The following is a 17,401-nucleotide window of genomic DNA, read 5'->3' on the forward strand; positions in this document are numbered from 1 at the left end:
CGACCACCGTCTGCGAGGATCGACCAGCCGCCCGCCCCCGCACGGACAGGAACCGCCGCCGCAGATGACCACCCACCCCGCCGCCGCGCGCACCCCCCGACAGGACCGCAGCCGCGCCACCCGGGCCAGGCTGCTGGCGGCGGCGGTCGACTGCCTGGCCGAGCTCGGCTGGCACGGCTCCACCGTCGCCGTCGTCGCCGAGCGGGCCGGCGTCTCCCGCGGCGCCGCCCAACACCACTTCCCGACCCGGGAGGACCTCTTCACCGCAGCCGTCGAACACGTCACCGCCGAACGCCTCGCCGCCGTCCGCGCCCACGCGGACACCCTGCCGCCCGCCGGCCCGGCCCGCACCGAAGCCGTCGTCGGCATGATCGTCCGCCTCTACACCGGCCCGCTCTTCCGGGCCGCACTCCAGCTGTGGGTCGCCGCCGCCACCGAGGAACCCCTGCGCGAACGGATCATCCGACTCGAAGGGCACGTCGGACGCGAGGCCCACCGCGCCACCGTCGACTTCCTCGGCGCCGACGAAAGCCGACCCGGAGTCCGCGAAACCGTCCAGGCCACCCTCGACCTCGCCCGCGGACTCGGCCTCGCCAATCTGCTCACCGACGACAGCCTCCGACGATCCGGAGTGATCCGGCAGTGGGCGAGCCTTCTGGAGAGTACGCTGCGCCCGGTAGGCCCATGACGCCCGTACACCTGCCCGACCGGTAACCCTCACCAAGGGGTCGCCGGGCGGTCGATGTCCGTGCAGTCTGGAGAAGAACCCCGGCCGCACGGACCACGAGGCCCGCCCGGCCGGGCACGAGCCGAACCGGGGTGCTGCCTGATCATGCGGAGAGACGAGTGGGACGCGACCGACGCGACCGACGCCACCGGCCCCCGAACGGGCGCCGCCCCCACACGCCTGGACGGCCACCGCCTCGTCCCGCTCGCCACCGCCCTGCTCCAGGACGACGGACTGATCCTGCACTGGAGCGAGGACGCCGAAGCACTGCTCGGCTGGACCGCCGAAGAAGCCGTCGGCAGCCACGCCGCCCAGCTGCTCACCGACGACAGCGACCGCCCCGAGGTCCTCGAACTCTTCACCCGGATCATGAGCGGCAAGGGCTGGAGCGGCGTCTTCCCCGTCCGCCACCGCGACGGCCGCACCGTCGAGCTCGAATTCCGCACCTACCCCATCGCCGGCCCCGGCGGCACCCTGCTGCTGCTCGCCACCGCCTCCGACACCGCCGCCCTGCACCGCGTCGAGGCCGACCTCGCCGTACTCGACGGCATCTTCGGCCAGTCCCCGATCGGCATGGCCGTCTACGACACCGAACTGCGCTACGTACGGCTCAACGAATCCCTGGCCCGGATGAACGGCGTACCCGTCGCCGCCCACCTCGGCCGCCGGATCAGCAGCGTCCTGCCCGGCATCAACAGCGCCGAGATAGAACAGATCATGAAGCAGGTGCTCGCCACCGGCCGACCCGTCGTCGACGCCCGCTCGCACGGCCGCGTCCCCGGCGACCCGCGCCGCGACCGCGCCTGGTCCGCCTCCTACTTCCGACTGGAGGACTCCACCGGCCGCGTCTTCGGCGTCTGCTCCTCGATCATCGACGTCACCGAACGCTTCCAGGCCGAAGCCCGCGCCGCCCGCGCCCAGGAACGCCTCGCCACCATCGCCGAAGCCACCGCCCGCATCGGCACCACCCTCGACCTCCAGCGCACCGCCGAAGAACTGATCGAGGCCGTCGTCCCCAGATTCGCCGACTTCGCCACCGTCGACCTCCTGGAAACCGTGCTCCGAGGCGCCGAACCCACCCCCATCCCCGAGGACCGCGGCGTCCAACTGCGCGCCGTCGCCGTCGGCGAGTCCTACGAGACCGGGCTCGTGCACGCCGTCGACACCGTCGGCGAGGTCTCCGAGTACGCCCCCGAACGCAGCTACACCCAGTGCCTGCGCAGCGGCCGCCCCCTCCTGCGCTCCCGCGTCGACGAAGAAGTGCTGCGCGGCCTGGTCGCCAGCCCCGACCGGGTCGCCCCCGGGCTCGCGGCCGGCATCCACTCCTACCTGATGCTCCCGGTCACCGCCCGCGGCATGGTCCTCGGCGGCGCCGAATTCATCCGGATGCGCAACCCGGAACCGTTCACCGCCTCCGACGTCGCCCTCGCCGAGGAACTCGTCGCCCGCACCGCCCTCGCCATCGACAACGCCCGCCTCTACCGGCGCGAACGCGAGACCGCGCTCACCCTCCAGCGCAGCCTGCTGCCCCAGGAGATCCACCGCACCCTCGGCCTGGAGATCGCCTACCGCTACCTGCCGTCCAGCGTCACCAGCGAGGTCGGCGGCGACTGGTTCGACGTCGTCCCGCTCTCCTGCGGCCGGGTCGCCCTGGTGGTCGGCGACGTCATGGGACACGGCATCAGAGCCGCCGCCACCATGGGACAGCTGCGCACCGTCGCCCGAACCCTCGCCACCCTCGACATGCCGCCCGAGCAGGTCCTCACCCGCCTGGACGAGACCGCCTCGGGCATCGGCGAGGGCCAGTTCGCCACCTGCATCTGCGCCGTCTACGACCCCCTGGAGCGCACCCTCCAGATCGCCTCCGCCGGCCACCTGCCCCCGGTCTGGGTCGCCCCCGACGGCACCTCCCACCGGATCGAGACACCGCCCGGCGTGCCGCTCGGCGTCGGCGGAGTGGCCTTCGAATCGGTCCGCTTCGTCCTCCCCGAGGGCGGCATGGTCGCCCTCTACACCGACGGCCTGGTCGAACGGCGCGGCCAGGACCTCGACGAGGGCATCGACCTGCTCGCCCGCACCCTCTCCGGCCCCGGCCGCACCCTGGAGGAGAACTGCGACGCCGTGCTCGCCGCACTGGTCAGCGGCGGCAGCGACGACGACATCGCCATGATCATGGCCCGGGTACTGCCCCTGCCCGCCGACCGGGTCGCCACCCTCCCGCTCACCGGCGACGGCCGCCTCCCCGGCAAGGCCCGCCGCTTCACCCGCAGCACCCTCGCCGACTGGGGCCTGTCCGCACTCGCCGACTACGCCGAACTCCTGGTCAGCGAACTGGTCACCAACGCCCTGCTGCACGCCGACGCCCCACGCCGACTGCGGCTCTTCCGCGACCGGGTCCTCACCGTCGAGGTCGCCGACAGCGGCGGCCAGACACCCCAGCTGCGCCCCTTCGCCGAACAGGACGAGGGCGGTCGCGGGATGTTCCTGGTCAGCGAACTCGCCCAGCGCTGGGGCAGCCGGCTGACCAGGGACGGCAAGGTGGTCTGGGCCGAACTGGAACTCCCCTTCGGCGCCGGCTGAGCCGCGGCCGCCGGGAACGGACGACGGCGCGGGCCGCCCCCGGGGGATCCGGGGGCGGCCCGCGCCGTTCGTCCGTCGTCAGTGCGCCGAGGCCCGGACCGGTTCCGGCGCCGCGGCCGGCTGCTCCGGGGCGCCCGCGGCGGTCCGGTCGTTCAGCCCCCGCAGCAGGCGCCAGGCCAGCACCGCCGCACCCAGCAGCAGCGCGCCCGCCAGCATCCCGGCCACGTTGACGCCGTGGACGAAGGACGTCCTGGCGCTCTCCAGCAGCGGTCCGGCCAGGGTGTCCGGCAGCCCGTGGGCCGCCTCCACCGCGCCGCCCAGCGACTCGCCGGCCTGCGTGGCCACCGCCGGGTCCGCGCCCGCCGGGACGGTCAGCCGGCCCGCGTACAGGGCGCCGACCACCGAGCCGACCAGGGCGATGCCGAGCGCGGTGCCCAGCTCGTACGCGGTCTCGGAGACCGCCGACGCGGCGCCCGCCCGGTCGGCGGGCGCGGCGGTCAGCACCAGGTCGGCGCCGAGCGTGTAGACCACGCCCTCGGCCGTGCCGACCAGCAGGAACGCGGCGGCCAGCAGTAGATAGGTGGAGTCCTGCTGGATCCAGCCGAGCATTCCGATCCCGATGCCCATCACCAGCAGACCGGCGGTCAGCGCCGTCCGGGCGCCGGTGCGGCGCACCAGCCGGGCGGTCAGCAGACCGCCGACCACCGCGCCGGCGAAGGCGGGCAGCTCGGCCAGACCGGCCTTGAGCGGCGGGTAGCCGCGGACCAGCTGGAGGTACTGGGAGGTCACGAAGACCACGCCGGAGAGCCCGATCAGCGCGATCAGCGAGGCCAGCACGGCGGCCGTGAACCGGCGGTCGCGGAACAGCCTGACGTCCAGCAGCGGAGTGTCCAGCCGCAGCTGGCGCCGGACGAACACGGTCAGCGCGACCGCGCCCAGCACGGCGGTGACCGGCACGTCCCAGCGCAGGACGCCGTGCGCGGCCGCTTCCTTGATCGCGTAGACCACGCCGATCACACCGGCGAGCGAGAGCAGCACGCTCAGCACGTCCCAGCGGCCCGGGTTCGGGTCCTTGGACTCGGGCAGCAGCCAGGCGCCGAACACGAGCAGCAGCACCAGCACCGGGATGTTCAGCAGGAAGACCGAGCCCCACCAGAAGTGCTCCAGCAGCACCCCGCCGACCACCGGGCCGAGCGCGGCGCCGGCGGTCGCGGCGGCGCCCCAGATGCCGATCGCGGTGGCCCGCTCGCGGTCGTCCGGGAAGAGGGTGCGGATCAGCGAGAGGGTGGACGGCATGATCGTCGCCCCGGCCACGCCGAGCAGCGCGCGGGCCAGGATCAGCCAGCCGGCGCTGGGCGCGTAGGCGGCGAGCAGCGAGGCGGCGCCGAACGCGGTGGCGCCGATCAGCAGCAGGCGCTTGCGGCCGATCCGGTCGCTGAGCGAGCCCATCGAGACCAGCAGTCCGGCGAGCACGAAGGAGTAGGCGTCGCCGATCCACAGCAGCTGGGTGCCGCTGGGGCGCAGGGTCTCGCTGATCGAGGGGATGGCCAGGGAGAGGACGGTCGCGTCGACGGCGACCAGGGTGACGGCCAGGACGAGGACGGCGAGGCCGGTCCAGCGCTGGCGGGGCTGGAGGTGGACGGTACTGCTCATGGGTATCGGTGTCCGGTTCCGGTCCGGTGTGCGGCAGGTGAGGGCGAACGTGAGGGTGGGTGCGGACGCGAGGGTGGGTGCGGACGTCGCGGGGGCGGGATCAGTTCGGTCGCGGGGTCCGCAGGGCGCCGCCGAGGAAGAGCTCGGAGAGCGAGAAGGCGGCGTCGCGCGGGGCCAGCCGGCCGTCCTGGATGGCCCAGCCGATCCCGGCCACCAGGTCGAAGAAGGCCTCGCTGAGCCAGGCGGCGGAGAGTTCGATCCGGAAGGTGCCCTGTTGCTGCCCGCGCAGGAAGAGCGCGTGCATCCGGGCGATCTGCGACTCCCAGAGCTCGTCGATCGCCTCGTCGTCGTAGAGGGTGCTCTCGCCGGCCAGGAAGGCGCAGAGGGTGGCGTCCGGGACGAGCGCGTCGACCAGCCGGCGCAGCGCGGCGTGCGGGTCGCCCTCCTCGACGGCGGCGCTGTCGAGCGCGGTGCCGAAGCGCTGGAGCCCGAGCAGGCCGACCTCGCGAATCAGCGCGTCCCGGCCCGGGAAGAGCCGGTGCAGGGTGGCGCGGCTGATGCCCGCGGCGCGGGCGATCTCGTCGAGGTGGGCGGTCGGGCGGCGGGAGAGCACGCCGACGGCGGCTTCGAGAACGGAGTCACGATCGGTGGCCATGGGACGAGTGTACTCCGGATGAGACATGGATGTCTCAGAATTATTTTCAGTGCCTCATTCGAGCCGGGGCCGTCCGGTGGCCGGGCGGCAACGGCGCAGCAAAAAGGCAGCAAGGGCGGCAAGGGCAGCAAGGGCAGCAAAAAACCGGGGACGGCGAGTGCCGTCCCCGGTCGTGGGCGCCGCTGTCCGAGCGGCCGCCGGTCAGCTCTGGTTGTAGAAGCCGGTCTCGTCGAGCGGGCGGTCGATGACCATCACCTCGACGTCCGCCGGGGTGAGCAGGAAGACCCGCCGGGCGATCCGCTCGATGCCGCCGCGGGTGCCGAAGATCAGACCGGAGGCGAAGTCGACCATGCGCTTGGCCTCCGCCTCCTCCATCTCGGTGAGGTCCATGACGACCGGGATGCTCGCCCGGATGTGCTCGCCGACCGTGCGGGCCGCCTCGAACCCGGTCGGCCGCAGGGAGACGATCTTCGTCGGGGCGGGGGAGGACGACACCGTCTCCTGCTCGACCCACTCGTCGTCGTACACCGCGGCCGGGTAGTTCCCGGAGGGCATCAGCCACCCGTTGTGGTGCTCGTCGCGAAGTGCTCCCATGCCGCGCCTCCCTGCCTCTGTTCCGTACAGGTCCCCCGGTGCGCGTGTCCTTTTGACACGTCATCCACTCGTCGGAACTGTCCGAGTATCGCACTGATCACCGGTGTCGTGCCCGCTCGCGCGGTCCGTACGAGTCGCGCCGCGCCGGGGCCCCGGGTGGACCCGGGCACCAGTTGCGACGCGGGAGAACGGCGTACGGTTGCGCGCGTAGACCATATCGGTCGCGGTCACCGCGCAATTGACCTTCTGTCAACAATGCGGGAACGATTTCACACGGGACCGACAACAACCCCGGCCGGCGGAGCGGATTCGATGCTCTGCGCGCCCGGCGTGCCGGATCGGACGCCCGGCGCTCAGTCAGTGACCGTGCGCCGCCGCTGGGCAGCGGCCCGTCCGACCTGGACCAGGGTCGCCAGCCCGAGCAGTCCGAGGGCCCCCACGGAGAGCAGGAAGCCGGTCGATCCGGGCTCGCGCGCGGTGGCCGCCGCCGCGACGTAGACCGCGGTGACCGGGATCACCCCGAGTGCGGTCGCCCCGATGAAGGAGCCGAACCGGACCCCGGAGACGGCGGCGCCGTAGTTGGCCGCCTGGAACGGCAGGCCGGGGAACAGCCGGAGCAGCAGCACGCTGCGGAAGCCCTGGTCGGTGAAGCGCCGGTCCAGCGCCACCAGTACGCGCCCGCGCAGCAGGCGGCGCAGCGCGTCCTGCCCCAGCCAGCGGGCGAGCCCGAAGGCGGCGGCCGCGCCGAGGGTGGTGCCCAGGACGGCGAGCAGCAGGCCCTCCTGCAGTCCGAGCAGCAGCCCGGCGGCCGCGTTCAGGGCGGGCCGGGGGAAGAACGCCACCGTGCCCACCGCGTACACGGCGGCGAACAGGGGTCCGCGCCAGTACCAGGGCATCCCGTCGGTGAGTCCGCCGTCGAGCAGGGCGGTGGGGCTCCACAGCAGCAGCGAGCCGGCCGCCGCGCCGAGGATCGCCACCAGCAGGGCGAACCGGGGCCAGGGCGAGCGGGCCGGTCCGTCGGCCGGTGCCGCGGTGTCGAGGGGAGCCGGTCCGTGCCCCGGGGTGGTTCCGTCGGCCGGGGCGGGACTGTCGGCCAGGGCGGGTCCGACGGCCGGTGCGGGGCCGGGCGGCGGCGGGGAGGTCACGGGTGCGGGCACCGTTCGAGCGTAACGGGGCCGCCCGCCCGCCCGGGATGCGGGTGGTCCCGGGCGGACGGGCGGGCGACCGGAGGGCCGGCCGGGCTCAGCCCCGGGCGGTGGGCACGGAGCCGTAGAACCACCACTGGTTCAGCCCGTAGGTCTGCGGCCACTGGATCACCGGGGTGCCGTCCGCCGGAGAGGCGCCCTGGACGTCCAGGTTGAGACCGCTGTTGACGTTGGTCAGGTTGTAGACACCGGCGTGGTGGACGAGGGTCTGGGTCCACTTCTGGTTGGTCCCGCCGTTGCAGGGCCAGATGACGGCCTGCACGCCCCCGTCGGTGCTGAAGCGGGGGATGTCCAGACACTTGCCGCTGGCCACGCTCACCAGCTCGCCGGCCTCGGTCCAGTACCACTGCTGGTTGGTGCCGCCGTTGCAGGTCCACTGCTCGACGAGGGTGCCGGAGGCGGTGCTCTGCCCGGTGACGTCCAGGCACTTCTGGGTGTCCGAGGGGTTGGCGGTGATGACCGTCATCGGAGCGCCGGCGGCGACGGCGGCGGTGGTGGCGGAGCCGCTCGGACGGGCGGAGCCGGTGGGGGCGGCGGGGTCGGCGGTCCGGGAGGTGGGGGTGGCGGTGGCCGGCGTCGCGAGGACGGCGGCGAGAGTGAGGGTGAGGGCGCCGGCGGCGAGCGCGGCGGCGGAGCGAGGGCGGGTCATGGGGTTCCCCTCGGTGGGTGGCTTCGAGAACGCGGTGCCGAGGTGACCGACAGCCGGCGGCCCGAAGAGGTTGTACGCGATGTGACGAAAGGTTAGAAGCCCGTCGGCCGATCCGGCCTCGGGCGCGCGGAGGCCGGGCACGCGGTGTGCGTGCCCGGCCTGGAAGCGGGTGGTTCCGGGGCCCTTGCCCGGGGTGGTGCCTGGGTCAGCCCGTGGGGGAGTTCGGCCCGGAACCCCGGGACACCGGCTCCCGGGCAGCCGGTTCGCCCACGACTGGTTCCCGCGTGCCCGGACCCTTCGGCGCGGTGCCGACCGGTGCGGTGCCGACCGGCGCCGCGTCCGCCGGGACGGTGCTGCCTGTGACGGTGCCGCCCGGGGCCCCGATCTCCGCCCGGCGCAGCGCGCCCGCCCCGAGCAGCAGGGCGAAGGAGAGCGCGGTGACCACGCCGAAGGAGACGGTGAGCGAGGACGCCTGGGCCAGGCCGCCGACGATCGCGGGCGCGACCAGGCCCGAGGTGTAGGTGACGGTGGCGACCCCGGCGATCGCCTGGCTGGGGTTGTCGCCGATCCGGCCCGCCGCCGCGAAGGCCAGCGGGACGACCACCGCGACGCCGATCCCGATCAGCGCGAAGCCGGGGATCGCGAGCGCGGGCCGGTCCGCCACGACCACCAGCAGACCGCCGGCCGTGGCGACGGCGCCGCTGAGCCGGGCCGCCCGCACGGCGCCCACGCGGCGGATCACCGCATCCCCGACCAGCCGGCTGACCGCCATCGTGAGCGAGAACGCCGTGTACGCCGCGGCCGCCACGGTGGGCGAGGCGCCGGTGACGTCGCGCAGGTAGACGCCGCTCCAGTCGATCGACGCGCCCTCCGCGAAGACCCCGCAGAAGCCGACCAGCCCGATCGCCAGCGAGCTGCGCGGCGGCAGTGCGAACCGCGGCGGCTCCTCGCCCTGCTGGGGCGCACGGACATCCGGCTGGGCGGCGCAGACGGGCTGGGTGAGGGCCAGCAGCAGAAGGGCGGCCACCGCGAGCTGGAGCCGGGGGTCGAGGGACTGGTGGGCCGCGAGGATGCCGATGCCGGCGGCCACCAGCCCGCCCATGCTCCACATCCCGTGCAGACCGGACATGATCGAGCGGCCGATCCGCTGCTCGACCTCCACGCCCTGGGCGTTCATCGCCACGTCGGCCATGCCCGCCAGGGCCCCGTAGGCCAGCAGGGCGAGGCAGAGCACCGGCAGCGAGGGCGCGAGCACGGGCAGCGCGAGGGTGAGGCAGTAGAGCGAGAGGAGGACGCGCACCACGGCCCGCCCGCCCCAGCGGTGCACGAACCGGCCGGCCAGCGGCATCGCGAGGGACGAGCCGATCGCCGGCATCACCAGGGCCAGTCCGAGCTGGCCGGGGGAGAGGTCGAGGTGGTGCTGGATCCAGGGGATCCGGCTGACGAAGGTGCCGCTGACGGCGCCGTGCACGCCGAACGCCAGGGCGACGGCGACGCGCGCCCGGCGGGCGGCGCCCGGTGTGTCCAAGAGCGGTGGTCCTGTGGTCGGGCTGGTGGTCATCCGGCTCTTCCCTCCCCACCGCGTGCCGCGGCGGTGCCCCGTGGGTGGTGGTTTCGATGGTCCTGCGGATGGCCGCCCTTGTCAGCGGCGAGCACCCTTCGGCGGCCGGTTCGGACGGGTTGCCGGTCCGGAAGGTGTGCCGGGCGCCGGTCGATAAATTATCAGGAAGGGACCCTGATAGAAATACTCTGGAAAGATGTCCGGGTATGACCACCGCTCGCACGGCCACGCCGAGCACCGCCCGGGCGATCAACGACCGCCTGGCGCTCAACCTGCTGCTCGACCAAGGACCACTCACGGCCACCGAGCTGCGCGACCTCACCGGGCTCTCCCGGCCCACCGTCGCCGACCTGCTCGACCGGCTCGGCCGCAGCGGCCTGGTCGCCGTCGTCGGCGAACGCGGCGAGCAGCGGCGCGGCCCCAACGCCCGGCTCTACGCCCTGGTCGCCTCCCGCGCCCACCTCGCCGCCTTCGACGTCCGCTCCGGCGGGGTCTCCCTGGTCGTCGCCGACCTGGCCGGGCGGACCCTGGCCGCCGCGGAGCTCGTGATCGAGGACCCCGGCGCCGACGCCGCCGCCCACCGCGCCGCCGCCGCCCGGATCGTCCGCACCCTGCTCGACACCGCCCGCCGGGCCGAGGTCCCGCACCTGCACACGGTCGCCGTCGGCGCCCCCGGCCTGGTCGACCCCGCCACCGGCAGGCTCCAGTCCACCGGCGACCTGCCGGCTTGGCACGCCGACCTGCTGGCCGCCCTGCGCGAGCTGCCCGGCACCGAGGTGATCCTGGAGAACGAGGTCAACCTCGCCGGGCGGGCCGAGTACCGGACCGGCGCCGCCCGGGGGCGGGACGACTTCGTCCTCGTCTGGCTCGGCCACAGCGTCGGCGCCGCCGTCGTCCTGGACGGCAAGCTGCGCCGGGGCATCGGCGGCGGCGCCGGCGAGATCTGCTTCCTGCCCGTCCCCGGCACCACGGCGCTGCCCACCGCCACCGGCTGCGAGGGAGGCTTCCACGGGCTGGTCGGGAGTGCGGCCGTCTGCGCGCTGGCCCGCGCCCACGGCCTGCCCGCCGACCGGGCCGACGACGCGGCCGCCGCCGAGGCCGCCGTCCGCGCCGCCCTCGACGCGCTCGGCGACGGACGGCCCGGCGGGCCCTTCCTGGACGAGCTGGCCGAGCGGATCGCGCTCGGCACCTCGGCCATCTGCGTCGTCCTCGACCCCGGCTGCGTCGTCCTCGGCGGCGAGGTCGGCCGGGCCGGCGGCGCCGAGCTCGCCGCCCGGGTGGAACGGCGGCTGGCCGGCCTCTCGCCGGTGCGCACCGAGGTCCGAGCGGGCGAGGCGGGTGGTGGCGCGGTCCTCGGCGGCGCGGTCCTCACTGCCGGTGACGCCGTCCGGCGCGACCTCTTCGGTGAGCCGTAGGGGGTGCTGTGCTGGGTTGACGAAACTTTGCAAAGTGCTTCTCGGGGGTGGGTCTACGGGACTTTGCAAAGTGCAGCTGGTCGGGTTGACGGGACTTTGCAAAGTGCTTCCCGGGTGGGCCGTCAGGGCCTTGCGCCCTGCCGCTGAGCTGGGCCGATGCCACTTTGCAAAGTGTTTTCGGGTCAGGTTGACAGAACTTTGCAAAGTGGTTCGCGGGACGGGGCCGGAGGGGGGCGGGTACACGGAGGGGCCAGGGCTTCACGGGGTGGGTGCCCGGTGCGGCAGGATGGGCGGCGGGCGCCGGGGCCGTTCGACCGACGGTCGGCCCGATCAGCGGTCCGTCCGTCGGGCCGCGCGCCCGCCGGACCGTCCGAACCACCGTCAGGAGTCGCAACCATGGGCCACCCAGGGGCACCGGCCAACCCGTACCGGATCGGCGAGGCCGCCGCGCTGCTCGGCGTGAGCGCCGACACCATGCGCCGCTGGGTGGACGCCGGCCGGGTCGTCGCCGAGCGCGACGAGCACGGCCACCGGATCATCGCGGGCGCCGAACTGGCCGCGTTCGCGCGTGAGCTGGCCCGCCCGGAGACCGCCGCGGCCGAGGGCCGTCCCTCCTCGGCCCGCAACCGCTTCCCCGGCATCGTCACCGCCGTGGTGCTGGGCGACGTCGCCGCCCAGGTGGAGATCCAGGCCGGGCCGTTCCGGGTGGTGTCGCTGATCAGCCGGGAGTCGGCGGAGGAGCTGGAGTTGGTGCCCGGTGCACCCGCGACGGCTGTCATCAAATCGACCAATGTGATGATCGAACGACGATGATCGACTGAGCCCGAGTCACCGGACCCGCGTCCCCGGGCCCGACCGCCTGACCGCCCGAGGCCGTGCCCGTGGCCCAGCCCGCCGAAGAGAGGACCGCCCGATGCCCCACCCCCCGCTGCCGTCCACCCAGAGCGCCGTCCTCGCGATCGAGGCGACGGCCGCCCGGCACGGCCGCGAGGTGAGCACCAGCCACGACATCGGCCGGGACCGGACCTTCGCCGGACTGGTCGGCGCCGACGGCGCGGCTGCGGACGAACTGGCCGCGATACCGCACGAGGCCCTGGTCGAGATCGCCGGCCCGCCCGAGGTCACCGTACGGCTCTTCGTCCACGACGAGGCCCTCGTCACCGTGGAGCACGTGCCGTTCGACGTCCCCCGCGACAGCGTCCCGGCCTTCCTGAACTCCCTCTGGACCGGCCTGGTCCACCTCGACCAACGCGTCTTCCCGCCCTCCTGCACCATGATCGTCACCGTGCCGGGCGAGCCGAGCTACCGCGAGGCCGTCACCGCGCTCACCCTGACACCCTGGCTCGCCAGGAGAATCCGCTGACCGGACGTCCGCAACCGCCCCTCCCACCGACGAGCCGAACGATGAACGGACCGATGACCGCTTCTGCCGCCCGCCGCCCCGTGCTCGCCGTCGCCCACCGCGGCGACCCCTACCGCCACCGCGAGAACACCCTCCCCTCCGTCGAGTCCGCGTTCGCCGCCGGCGCCGACGCCGTCGAGGTGGACGTCCGGTTGACCCGCGACCGGGTCCCGGTCCTGCTGCACGACGAGACTCTCGAACGGCTCTGGGACGACCCGCGCCCGCTCTCCCGGCTCACCGCCGAGCAGCTCGACGGGATCGGCGGCGGCCGGTACCGCGTCCCCACCCTCGCCGAGGCGCTCAAGACCGCCGCCGCCACCCCCGGCGGCCGGCTGCTCCTCGACCTCGACGACGCCGGCCCGGTCGCCGCCACCTGGGAGGTGGTCGTCGGCCTCGGCGCCGAGCGGCGGGTGGGCTTCTGCGGCCCGGCCACCGCCATGCTGGCCGTCCGGGCCCTCGCCCCCGAGGCCGAGATCGCCCTCACCTGGAAGCAGCCCCGGCTGCCCGCCCGCGCCCTGCTCGACGATCTGCGCCCGCGCTGGATCAACCCGCCGTTCGGCCTCGCCACCCCCGAGTTCACCGTCGCCGCCCACCGGGCCGGACTGGAGGTCTCCACCTGGACCGCCGACCTGCGCCGCACCATGCGCAAGCTGGGCGCGGCCGGCGTCGACTCGATCACCAGCAACCGGATCGCCCTGCTGCGCGCCGTCCTGGACGGCCGCCGGTGAGCGCGGAGGAGCGGGCCGGCGGCGCGGCGGCCGAGGGCGGAGTACTGGGGCAGCGGGCGCTCGGACGGGCGCTGCTGGCCCGCCAGCACCTGCTGGAGCGGACCACCGCCACCCCGATCGCCATGATCGAACACCTCGGCGGCCTCCAGGCCCAGGCCGCCCCGCAGCCGCCCTATCTGGGCCTGCTCTCCCGCCTCGACGGCTTCGCGCCCGAGGCGCTCACCGAGCTGATCGAGAGCCGCCGGGTGGTGCGGATCGCCCTCCAGCGCGGCACCATCCACCTGGTCACCGCCGAGGACTGCCTGACCCTGCGTCCACTGCTGCAGCCGGTGCTCGACAAGGCCCTGCGCGCCTCCTTCGGCAAGTGGCTGGTCGGCCTCGACCTCGACGCGCTCGCCGCCGAGGCCCGCGGCCTGGTCGACAAGGAGCCGCGCACCTTCCAGCTGCTCGGCGCCGAACTCGCCGACACCCGCCCCGACCGCGACCCGGCCGCGCTCGCCCAGGCCGCACGGGCCCTGCTCCCGCTGGTGCAGGTCCCGCCGCGCGGCCTCTGGGGCCGCGGTGGACCCGCCGCCCACACCACCGCCGAGGCCTGGCTGGGCCGGCCGCTCGACCCCGAGCCCTCGCTCGACGACCTCGCCCTGCGCTACCTCGCGGCCTTCGGCCCGGCCACCGCCGCCGACCTGCAGAAGTGGTGCGGCCTCAGCAGGCTCGCCCCGGTCCTGAAGCGGCTCGCGCCCCGCCTGGTCACCTTCCGCGACGAACACGGCCGGCTGCTCCACGACCTGCCCGAGGCACCCAGGCCCGACCCGGACACCCCCGCTCCGGTCCGGCTGATCGCCCCGTTCGACAACCTGCTGCTGTCGCACGCCGACCGCACCCGGGTGCTGCCCGAGGAGTACCGGCCCCGGGTGATGACCCAGAACGGCATCGTGCTCGGCTCCCTGCTGGTGGACGGCCTGGTCGCCGGCAGCTGGCGGCTGGTCGAGGAGCGCTCCGGCGCCCGGTCGCTGACGGTCCGCCCGTTCGGCCCGCCGCTGGACCCGTCCGACCGGCGCGCCGCCCTGGCCGAGGCCGAACGGGTGCTCGCCTTCGCGGGCGGCGACGGCGAGGTCCGCTTCGAGCCCGCCGGGTGAGCGGGGTGGCACCGGGTGGCGCCGGGTAGCGCTGGCGTCCGGTGCCCGGACGGCCGTTCGCGGTGGGGTGACTCATTGGGGTGGTTCGAGGGCGAGTGCTCTGTACCCGCACCGGGGGGCTGGCTTCAATCGGTCCAGCCCCTCGGGCGGCGGCCGCACAACGCGCGTTCGATCTGATCATCTGTTGGGATGGGGCACACCTGGACCGATCGCCCGACCGGGCGGAAGGCGGACGACGGGAGGAACGGATGCCGGGCGAGAACCCACCCGAGCCGCGGCCGGTCGACCACCGCCGCCCCTACCTCATGCTGCCGCCGCCGATCCGGGCGGCCGCCGCCTGGTCCGCGGCGGTCGTGCTGCTCATCACCGTCGCCTCGCTGGTCGTCTTCGCCCTCGTCGAACTGCGGGCCGCGACCGTGCCGGTCATCGTGGCGCTGCTCGGCACCTCGCTGCTCTACCCGGTGATGCCCTGGATGGTCCGGCGCGGGTTCAGCCGCTCGGTCGCCGCCGGGCTCACCTGCGCCGTCCTGGTCACCGCCGTCGGCGCCGTGATCGCCCTGCTCGTCAACTCGCTCGTGCACAGCGCCCCGCAGATCGCCGCAGCGCTGCAGGAGGCGGGCGACCGGCTCGCCGAATGGCTCGGCCCCTTCGGCGAGAAGCTCCGGCACGTGCTGGACAACGCCCAGGGCGAGACCGACCAGCTGGTCTCCACTCTCACCAACGGCGTGCTCTCCGGTCTGGGCCTGGCCACCCAGATCGCCACCGGTGGCGTCCTGGCCCTCGCCCTGGTGTTCTTCTTCCTGCGCGACGGCCACCGCACCGGCGAGGTGATCCGCTCCTACCTGCCCGCCCGCAGCGCGGAGACCGTGGTGCTCTGCGCCGAGCGCGCCTTCGACGCGATGGCCGGCTTCATGCGCGGCACCACCCTGATCGCCCTGATCGACGCCCTCTTCATCACCGTAGGGCTGCTCGTCCTCGGCGTCCCCGGGGCGCCCGGGCTCGGCGCCCTGGTCTTCATGGGCGCCTACATCCCGTTCGTCGGAGCCTTCCTGTCCGGGGCCGTCGCCGTCCTGGTCGCCCTCGCCGACGGCGGGCTCGGCACGGCCCTGTGGGCGCTCGGCATCGTCGTCGCCGTCCAGGCCATCGAGGGCAACATCCTCCAGCCGGTGATCCAGAGCCGCACCGTGGAACTCCACCCGGGCACCATCATGGTCGCGGTGGTGGCGGGCGCGGGGATCGCCGGGATCATCGGCGCCCTGCTGGCCGTGCCGATCTGCGCCGCCGGGCTCGGTGTCGTCTCCGTGCTGCGCGGCGCGACCGGGCGGGGCCACCGCGGCGACCGGAACGGCGGCCCCGCCGTGGCAGGTCCGCCAGCGGGCCCGACGGCCGGTCCGACGGTCGGGCCGGTCGCCGAGGGGCGTCAGGAGTAGACCAGCGGGCGGCCCCGGCGCAGCGTGTACTCGGCGGCGCGCAGGAAAAGCGCGGCGTGGAAGGCGATGTCGAGGTCCTCCGTCCAGGGCCCCGGGGAGACGGCGGCCGCGGTCGCCGCGTGCTCCTCGAACCAGCAGTTGATCTCCAGGTTGTCGCAGTGCTCGGGTATCCCGGGCGGGAGGGCGAGCAGCTCGGCCAGCCGGCGGGCGGCGGCGAGCGCCCGGTGCGCGTCGCCGACCGCCGTCACGTCGTTGTAGGAGCACTCCACCGGCAGCAGTACCGGCGCCTCCAGCTCCACCGGGAGCAGTACGTCCCAGCCGAGCAGGGCGTCCACCGTGCCGTCGGCCAGCTCCCGGCAGAACGCTTCGAAGCCGGAGATCGGCCGGTTCATCTTCTCCTCGAAGTGCTGCCCCGACCCGGCCCGGAACTCCGTCGCGGGCGGGCAGACGAACGGCGGCAGCCCCCGCCGGGCCAGGACCGCGTCCAGCTCCCGGGCGACCGGCCCGAGGACTTCCTCGTCGAGCCAGTCGTCGGCCTCGACACTCACCAGATAGATGCCCATGCCGAGGACGTTAGGCGACCCCACTGACACTCGGCGGCGGTCGGTGGGTTGCCCCTGGCGGGGCGGGTGGGGGAGAGTGCTTCGCACGCGGTTCTTGTTGTCGAAGTGTCAAGAGCGAGGGGCGGGGCGACCGATGGCGATCGAACGGGTCGTGGTGTCGGACGGGGCGGCCGGGCCGTACGGGGTGACGGTCGGGGCCGACGGCGGGGTGTGGTTCACCCTGGTGCACGCCGGGGAGATCGGGCGGCTGGCGGCGGACGGGACGGTGACCCGCCACCCGCTCGACTCGAAGGACTGCGGCCCCGCGGTGATCGCGGCGGGGCCGGACGGCGCCCTCTGGTTCACCCGGATGCGGGACCACCGGATCGGCCGGATCGCCGTCGACGGTCAGGAGAGCTCCTTCGCCCTGCCCACGGCGGACTGCGGCCCCTACGGCCTCGCGGCCGGCCCCGACGGCGCGCTGTGGTTCACCGAGATGAACGCCGACCGGATCGGGCGGATCACGGTGGACGGCGAGGTCACCGAGTACCCGCTGCCGGTCGCCGGCGGCTTCCCCTCGATGATCGCCGCCGGGTCGGACGGCGCCCTCTGGTTCACCCTCAACCAGGGCAACGCGATCGGCCGGATCACGGTCGACGGCCGGACGAGCCTGCACCCGCTGCCGACCGAGGGCGCGGCCCCGGTCGGCATCACGGCGGGCCCCGACGGCGCGCTCTGGTTCGTCGAGATCGGGGCCGGCCAGGTGGGCCGGATCACCGTGGACGGCGAGGTGACGGAATACCCGCTGCCCGACCGCGCGGCCCGCCCGCACGCCGTCACCGCGGGCCCGGACGGCCGGCTCTGGTTCACCGAGTGGGCGGCCGGCCGGATCGGCTCCCTCACGCCCGACGGCGCCTACGCCGGGTACGAGCTGGACGGCGGCGAGGGTGGTGCGGCCGCCGAACCGCACGGCATCGCCGTCACCCCGGACGGCACCGTCCACGCGGCCCTGGAACTCGGCGCGATCGCCCGGCTCACCACTTAGCGGCGGAGGCCGCGGTGGGGGTCGCGGGCCTTGACGTTCCCGAACGGTTCCTGGGGAGGATCTTGACGCCTTCCAGGTG

Annotated in this window: 16 protein-coding genes; 9 read left to right on the forward strand and 7 right to left on the reverse strand. The window is 74.5% G+C overall.

The window, feature by feature from the left end; translation table 11 throughout:
* The first annotated feature begins 64 nt into the window (after window positions 1–64).
* Both ADK60_RS05700 and ADK60_RS05705 read left to right on the forward strand, forming a co-directional pair.
* The gene (locus tag ADK60_RS05700) at window positions 65–688 is read left to right on the forward strand and encodes a TetR/AcrR family transcriptional regulator (protein ID WP_053643756.1); all 624 of its coding nucleotides are present in this window, start codon (window positions 65–67) and stop codon (window positions 686–688) included.
* A 144-nt stretch (window positions 689–832) separates the two neighbouring features.
* A complete protein-coding gene (locus ADK60_RS05705) occupies window positions 833–3,307 on the forward strand; it encodes a SpoIIE family protein phosphatase (RefSeq protein WP_052709687.1) in 2,475 nt (824 codons plus the stop codon).
* 78 nt (window positions 3,308–3,385) lie between these two features.
* Here ADK60_RS05705 and ADK60_RS05710 read toward each other — a convergent pair whose 3' ends face one another.
* From ADK60_RS05710 to ADK60_RS05735, 6 genes are all read right to left on the reverse strand, one after another.
* Window positions 3,386–4,960 (reverse strand): MFS transporter, encoded by a 1,575-nt coding sequence (locus ADK60_RS05710; RefSeq protein ID WP_053643758.1) that lies wholly within the window; start codon window positions 4,958–4,960, stop codon window positions 3,386–3,388.
* Between the two features lie 100 nt (window positions 4,961–5,060).
* Window positions 5,061–5,615 carry a TetR/AcrR family transcriptional regulator gene (locus tag ADK60_RS05715; RefSeq protein ID WP_045944475.1) on the reverse strand — a complete coding sequence of 185 codons (555 nt, stop codon included), beginning with the start codon at window positions 5,613–5,615 and terminating at the stop codon, window positions 5,061–5,063.
* A 201-nt stretch (window positions 5,616–5,816) separates the two neighbouring features.
* Entirely contained in the window at window positions 5,817–6,209 is a 393-nt protein-coding gene (locus tag ADK60_RS05720) for a cell division protein SepF (protein ID WP_052709686.1), read from the reverse strand.
* 353 nt (window positions 6,210–6,562) lie between these two features.
* Window positions 6,563–7,366: a TVP38/TMEM64 family protein gene (locus tag ADK60_RS05725; RefSeq protein ID WP_234370954.1), complete on the reverse strand. Its 804-nt coding sequence runs from the start codon at window positions 7,364–7,366 to the stop codon at window positions 6,563–6,565.
* Window positions 7,367–7,451: 85 nt separating this feature from the next.
* A complete protein-coding gene (locus tag ADK60_RS45595; RefSeq protein WP_053643760.1) occupies window positions 7,452–8,063 on the reverse strand; it encodes an RICIN domain-containing protein in 612 nt (203 codons plus the stop codon).
* Between the two features lie 205 nt (window positions 8,064–8,268).
* The gene (locus ADK60_RS05735) at window positions 8,269–9,624 is read right to left on the reverse strand and encodes an MFS transporter (RefSeq protein ID WP_053643762.1); all 1,356 of its coding nucleotides are present in this window, start codon (window positions 9,622–9,624) and stop codon (window positions 8,269–8,271) included.
* Window positions 9,625–9,830: 206 nt separating this feature from the next.
* Here ADK60_RS05735 and ADK60_RS05740 point away from each other — a divergent pair, with 206 nt between their 5' ends.
* The 6 genes from ADK60_RS05740 to ADK60_RS05765 all read left to right on the forward strand — a co-directional run bounded on the left by ADK60_RS05740 (window position 9,831) and on the right by ADK60_RS05765 (window position 15,735).
* Window positions 9,831–11,039 carry an ROK family transcriptional regulator gene (locus tag ADK60_RS05740; RefSeq protein ID WP_053643764.1) on the forward strand — a complete coding sequence of 403 codons (1,209 nt, stop codon included), beginning with the start codon at window positions 9,831–9,833 and terminating at the stop codon, window positions 11,037–11,039.
* A 396-nt stretch (window positions 11,040–11,435) separates the two neighbouring features.
* The gene (locus ADK60_RS05745; RefSeq protein ID WP_199839606.1) at window positions 11,436–11,852 is read left to right on the forward strand and encodes a TOBE domain-containing protein; all 417 of its coding nucleotides are present in this window, start codon (window positions 11,436–11,438) and stop codon (window positions 11,850–11,852) included.
* A 100-nt stretch (window positions 11,853–11,952) separates the two neighbouring features.
* Complete coding sequence (locus ADK60_RS05750) at window positions 11,953–12,402, forward strand: hypothetical protein (protein ID WP_053643766.1); 450 nt, start codon at window positions 11,953–11,955, stop codon at window positions 12,400–12,402.
* A 53-nt stretch (window positions 12,403–12,455) separates the two neighbouring features.
* Complete coding sequence (locus ADK60_RS05755; RefSeq protein WP_045943085.1) at window positions 12,456–13,169, forward strand: glycerophosphodiester phosphodiesterase; 714 nt, start codon at window positions 12,456–12,458, stop codon at window positions 13,167–13,169.
* Window positions 13,166–14,305 (forward strand): winged helix DNA-binding domain-containing protein, encoded by a 1,140-nt coding sequence (locus tag ADK60_RS05760; RefSeq protein ID WP_053643768.1) that lies wholly within the window; start codon window positions 13,166–13,168, stop codon window positions 14,303–14,305. Before ADK60_RS05755 ends, ADK60_RS05760 begins: the two co-directional genes overlap by 4 nt.
* 248 nt (window positions 14,306–14,553) lie before the next feature.
* Window positions 14,554–15,735 (forward strand): AI-2E family transporter, encoded by a 1,182-nt coding sequence (locus tag ADK60_RS05765; protein ID WP_053643770.1) that lies wholly within the window; start codon window positions 14,554–14,556, stop codon window positions 15,733–15,735.
* Here ADK60_RS05765 and ADK60_RS05770 read toward each other — a convergent pair.
* Window positions 15,726–16,298: a hypothetical protein gene (locus ADK60_RS05770; protein ID WP_053643772.1), complete on the reverse strand. Its 573-nt coding sequence runs from the start codon at window positions 16,296–16,298 to the stop codon at window positions 15,726–15,728. The genes ADK60_RS05765 and ADK60_RS05770 overlap by 10 nt on opposite strands.
* A gap of 133 nt (window positions 16,299–16,431) precedes the next feature.
* Between ADK60_RS05770 and ADK60_RS05775 the strand changes: the two genes are divergently transcribed.
* Window positions 16,432–17,322, forward strand: coding sequence for a Vgb family protein (locus ADK60_RS05775; RefSeq protein WP_053643773.1), 891 nt, complete (start codon window positions 16,432–16,434; stop codon window positions 17,320–17,322).
* The last annotated feature ends 79 nt before the right edge of the window (window positions 17,323–17,401 follow it).

Origin of the sequence: Streptomyces sp. XY431, from assembly GCF_001279805.1 — a bacterium.
GTDB lineage: Bacteria > Actinomycetota > Actinomycetes > Streptomycetales > Streptomycetaceae > Kitasatospora > Kitasatospora purpeofusca.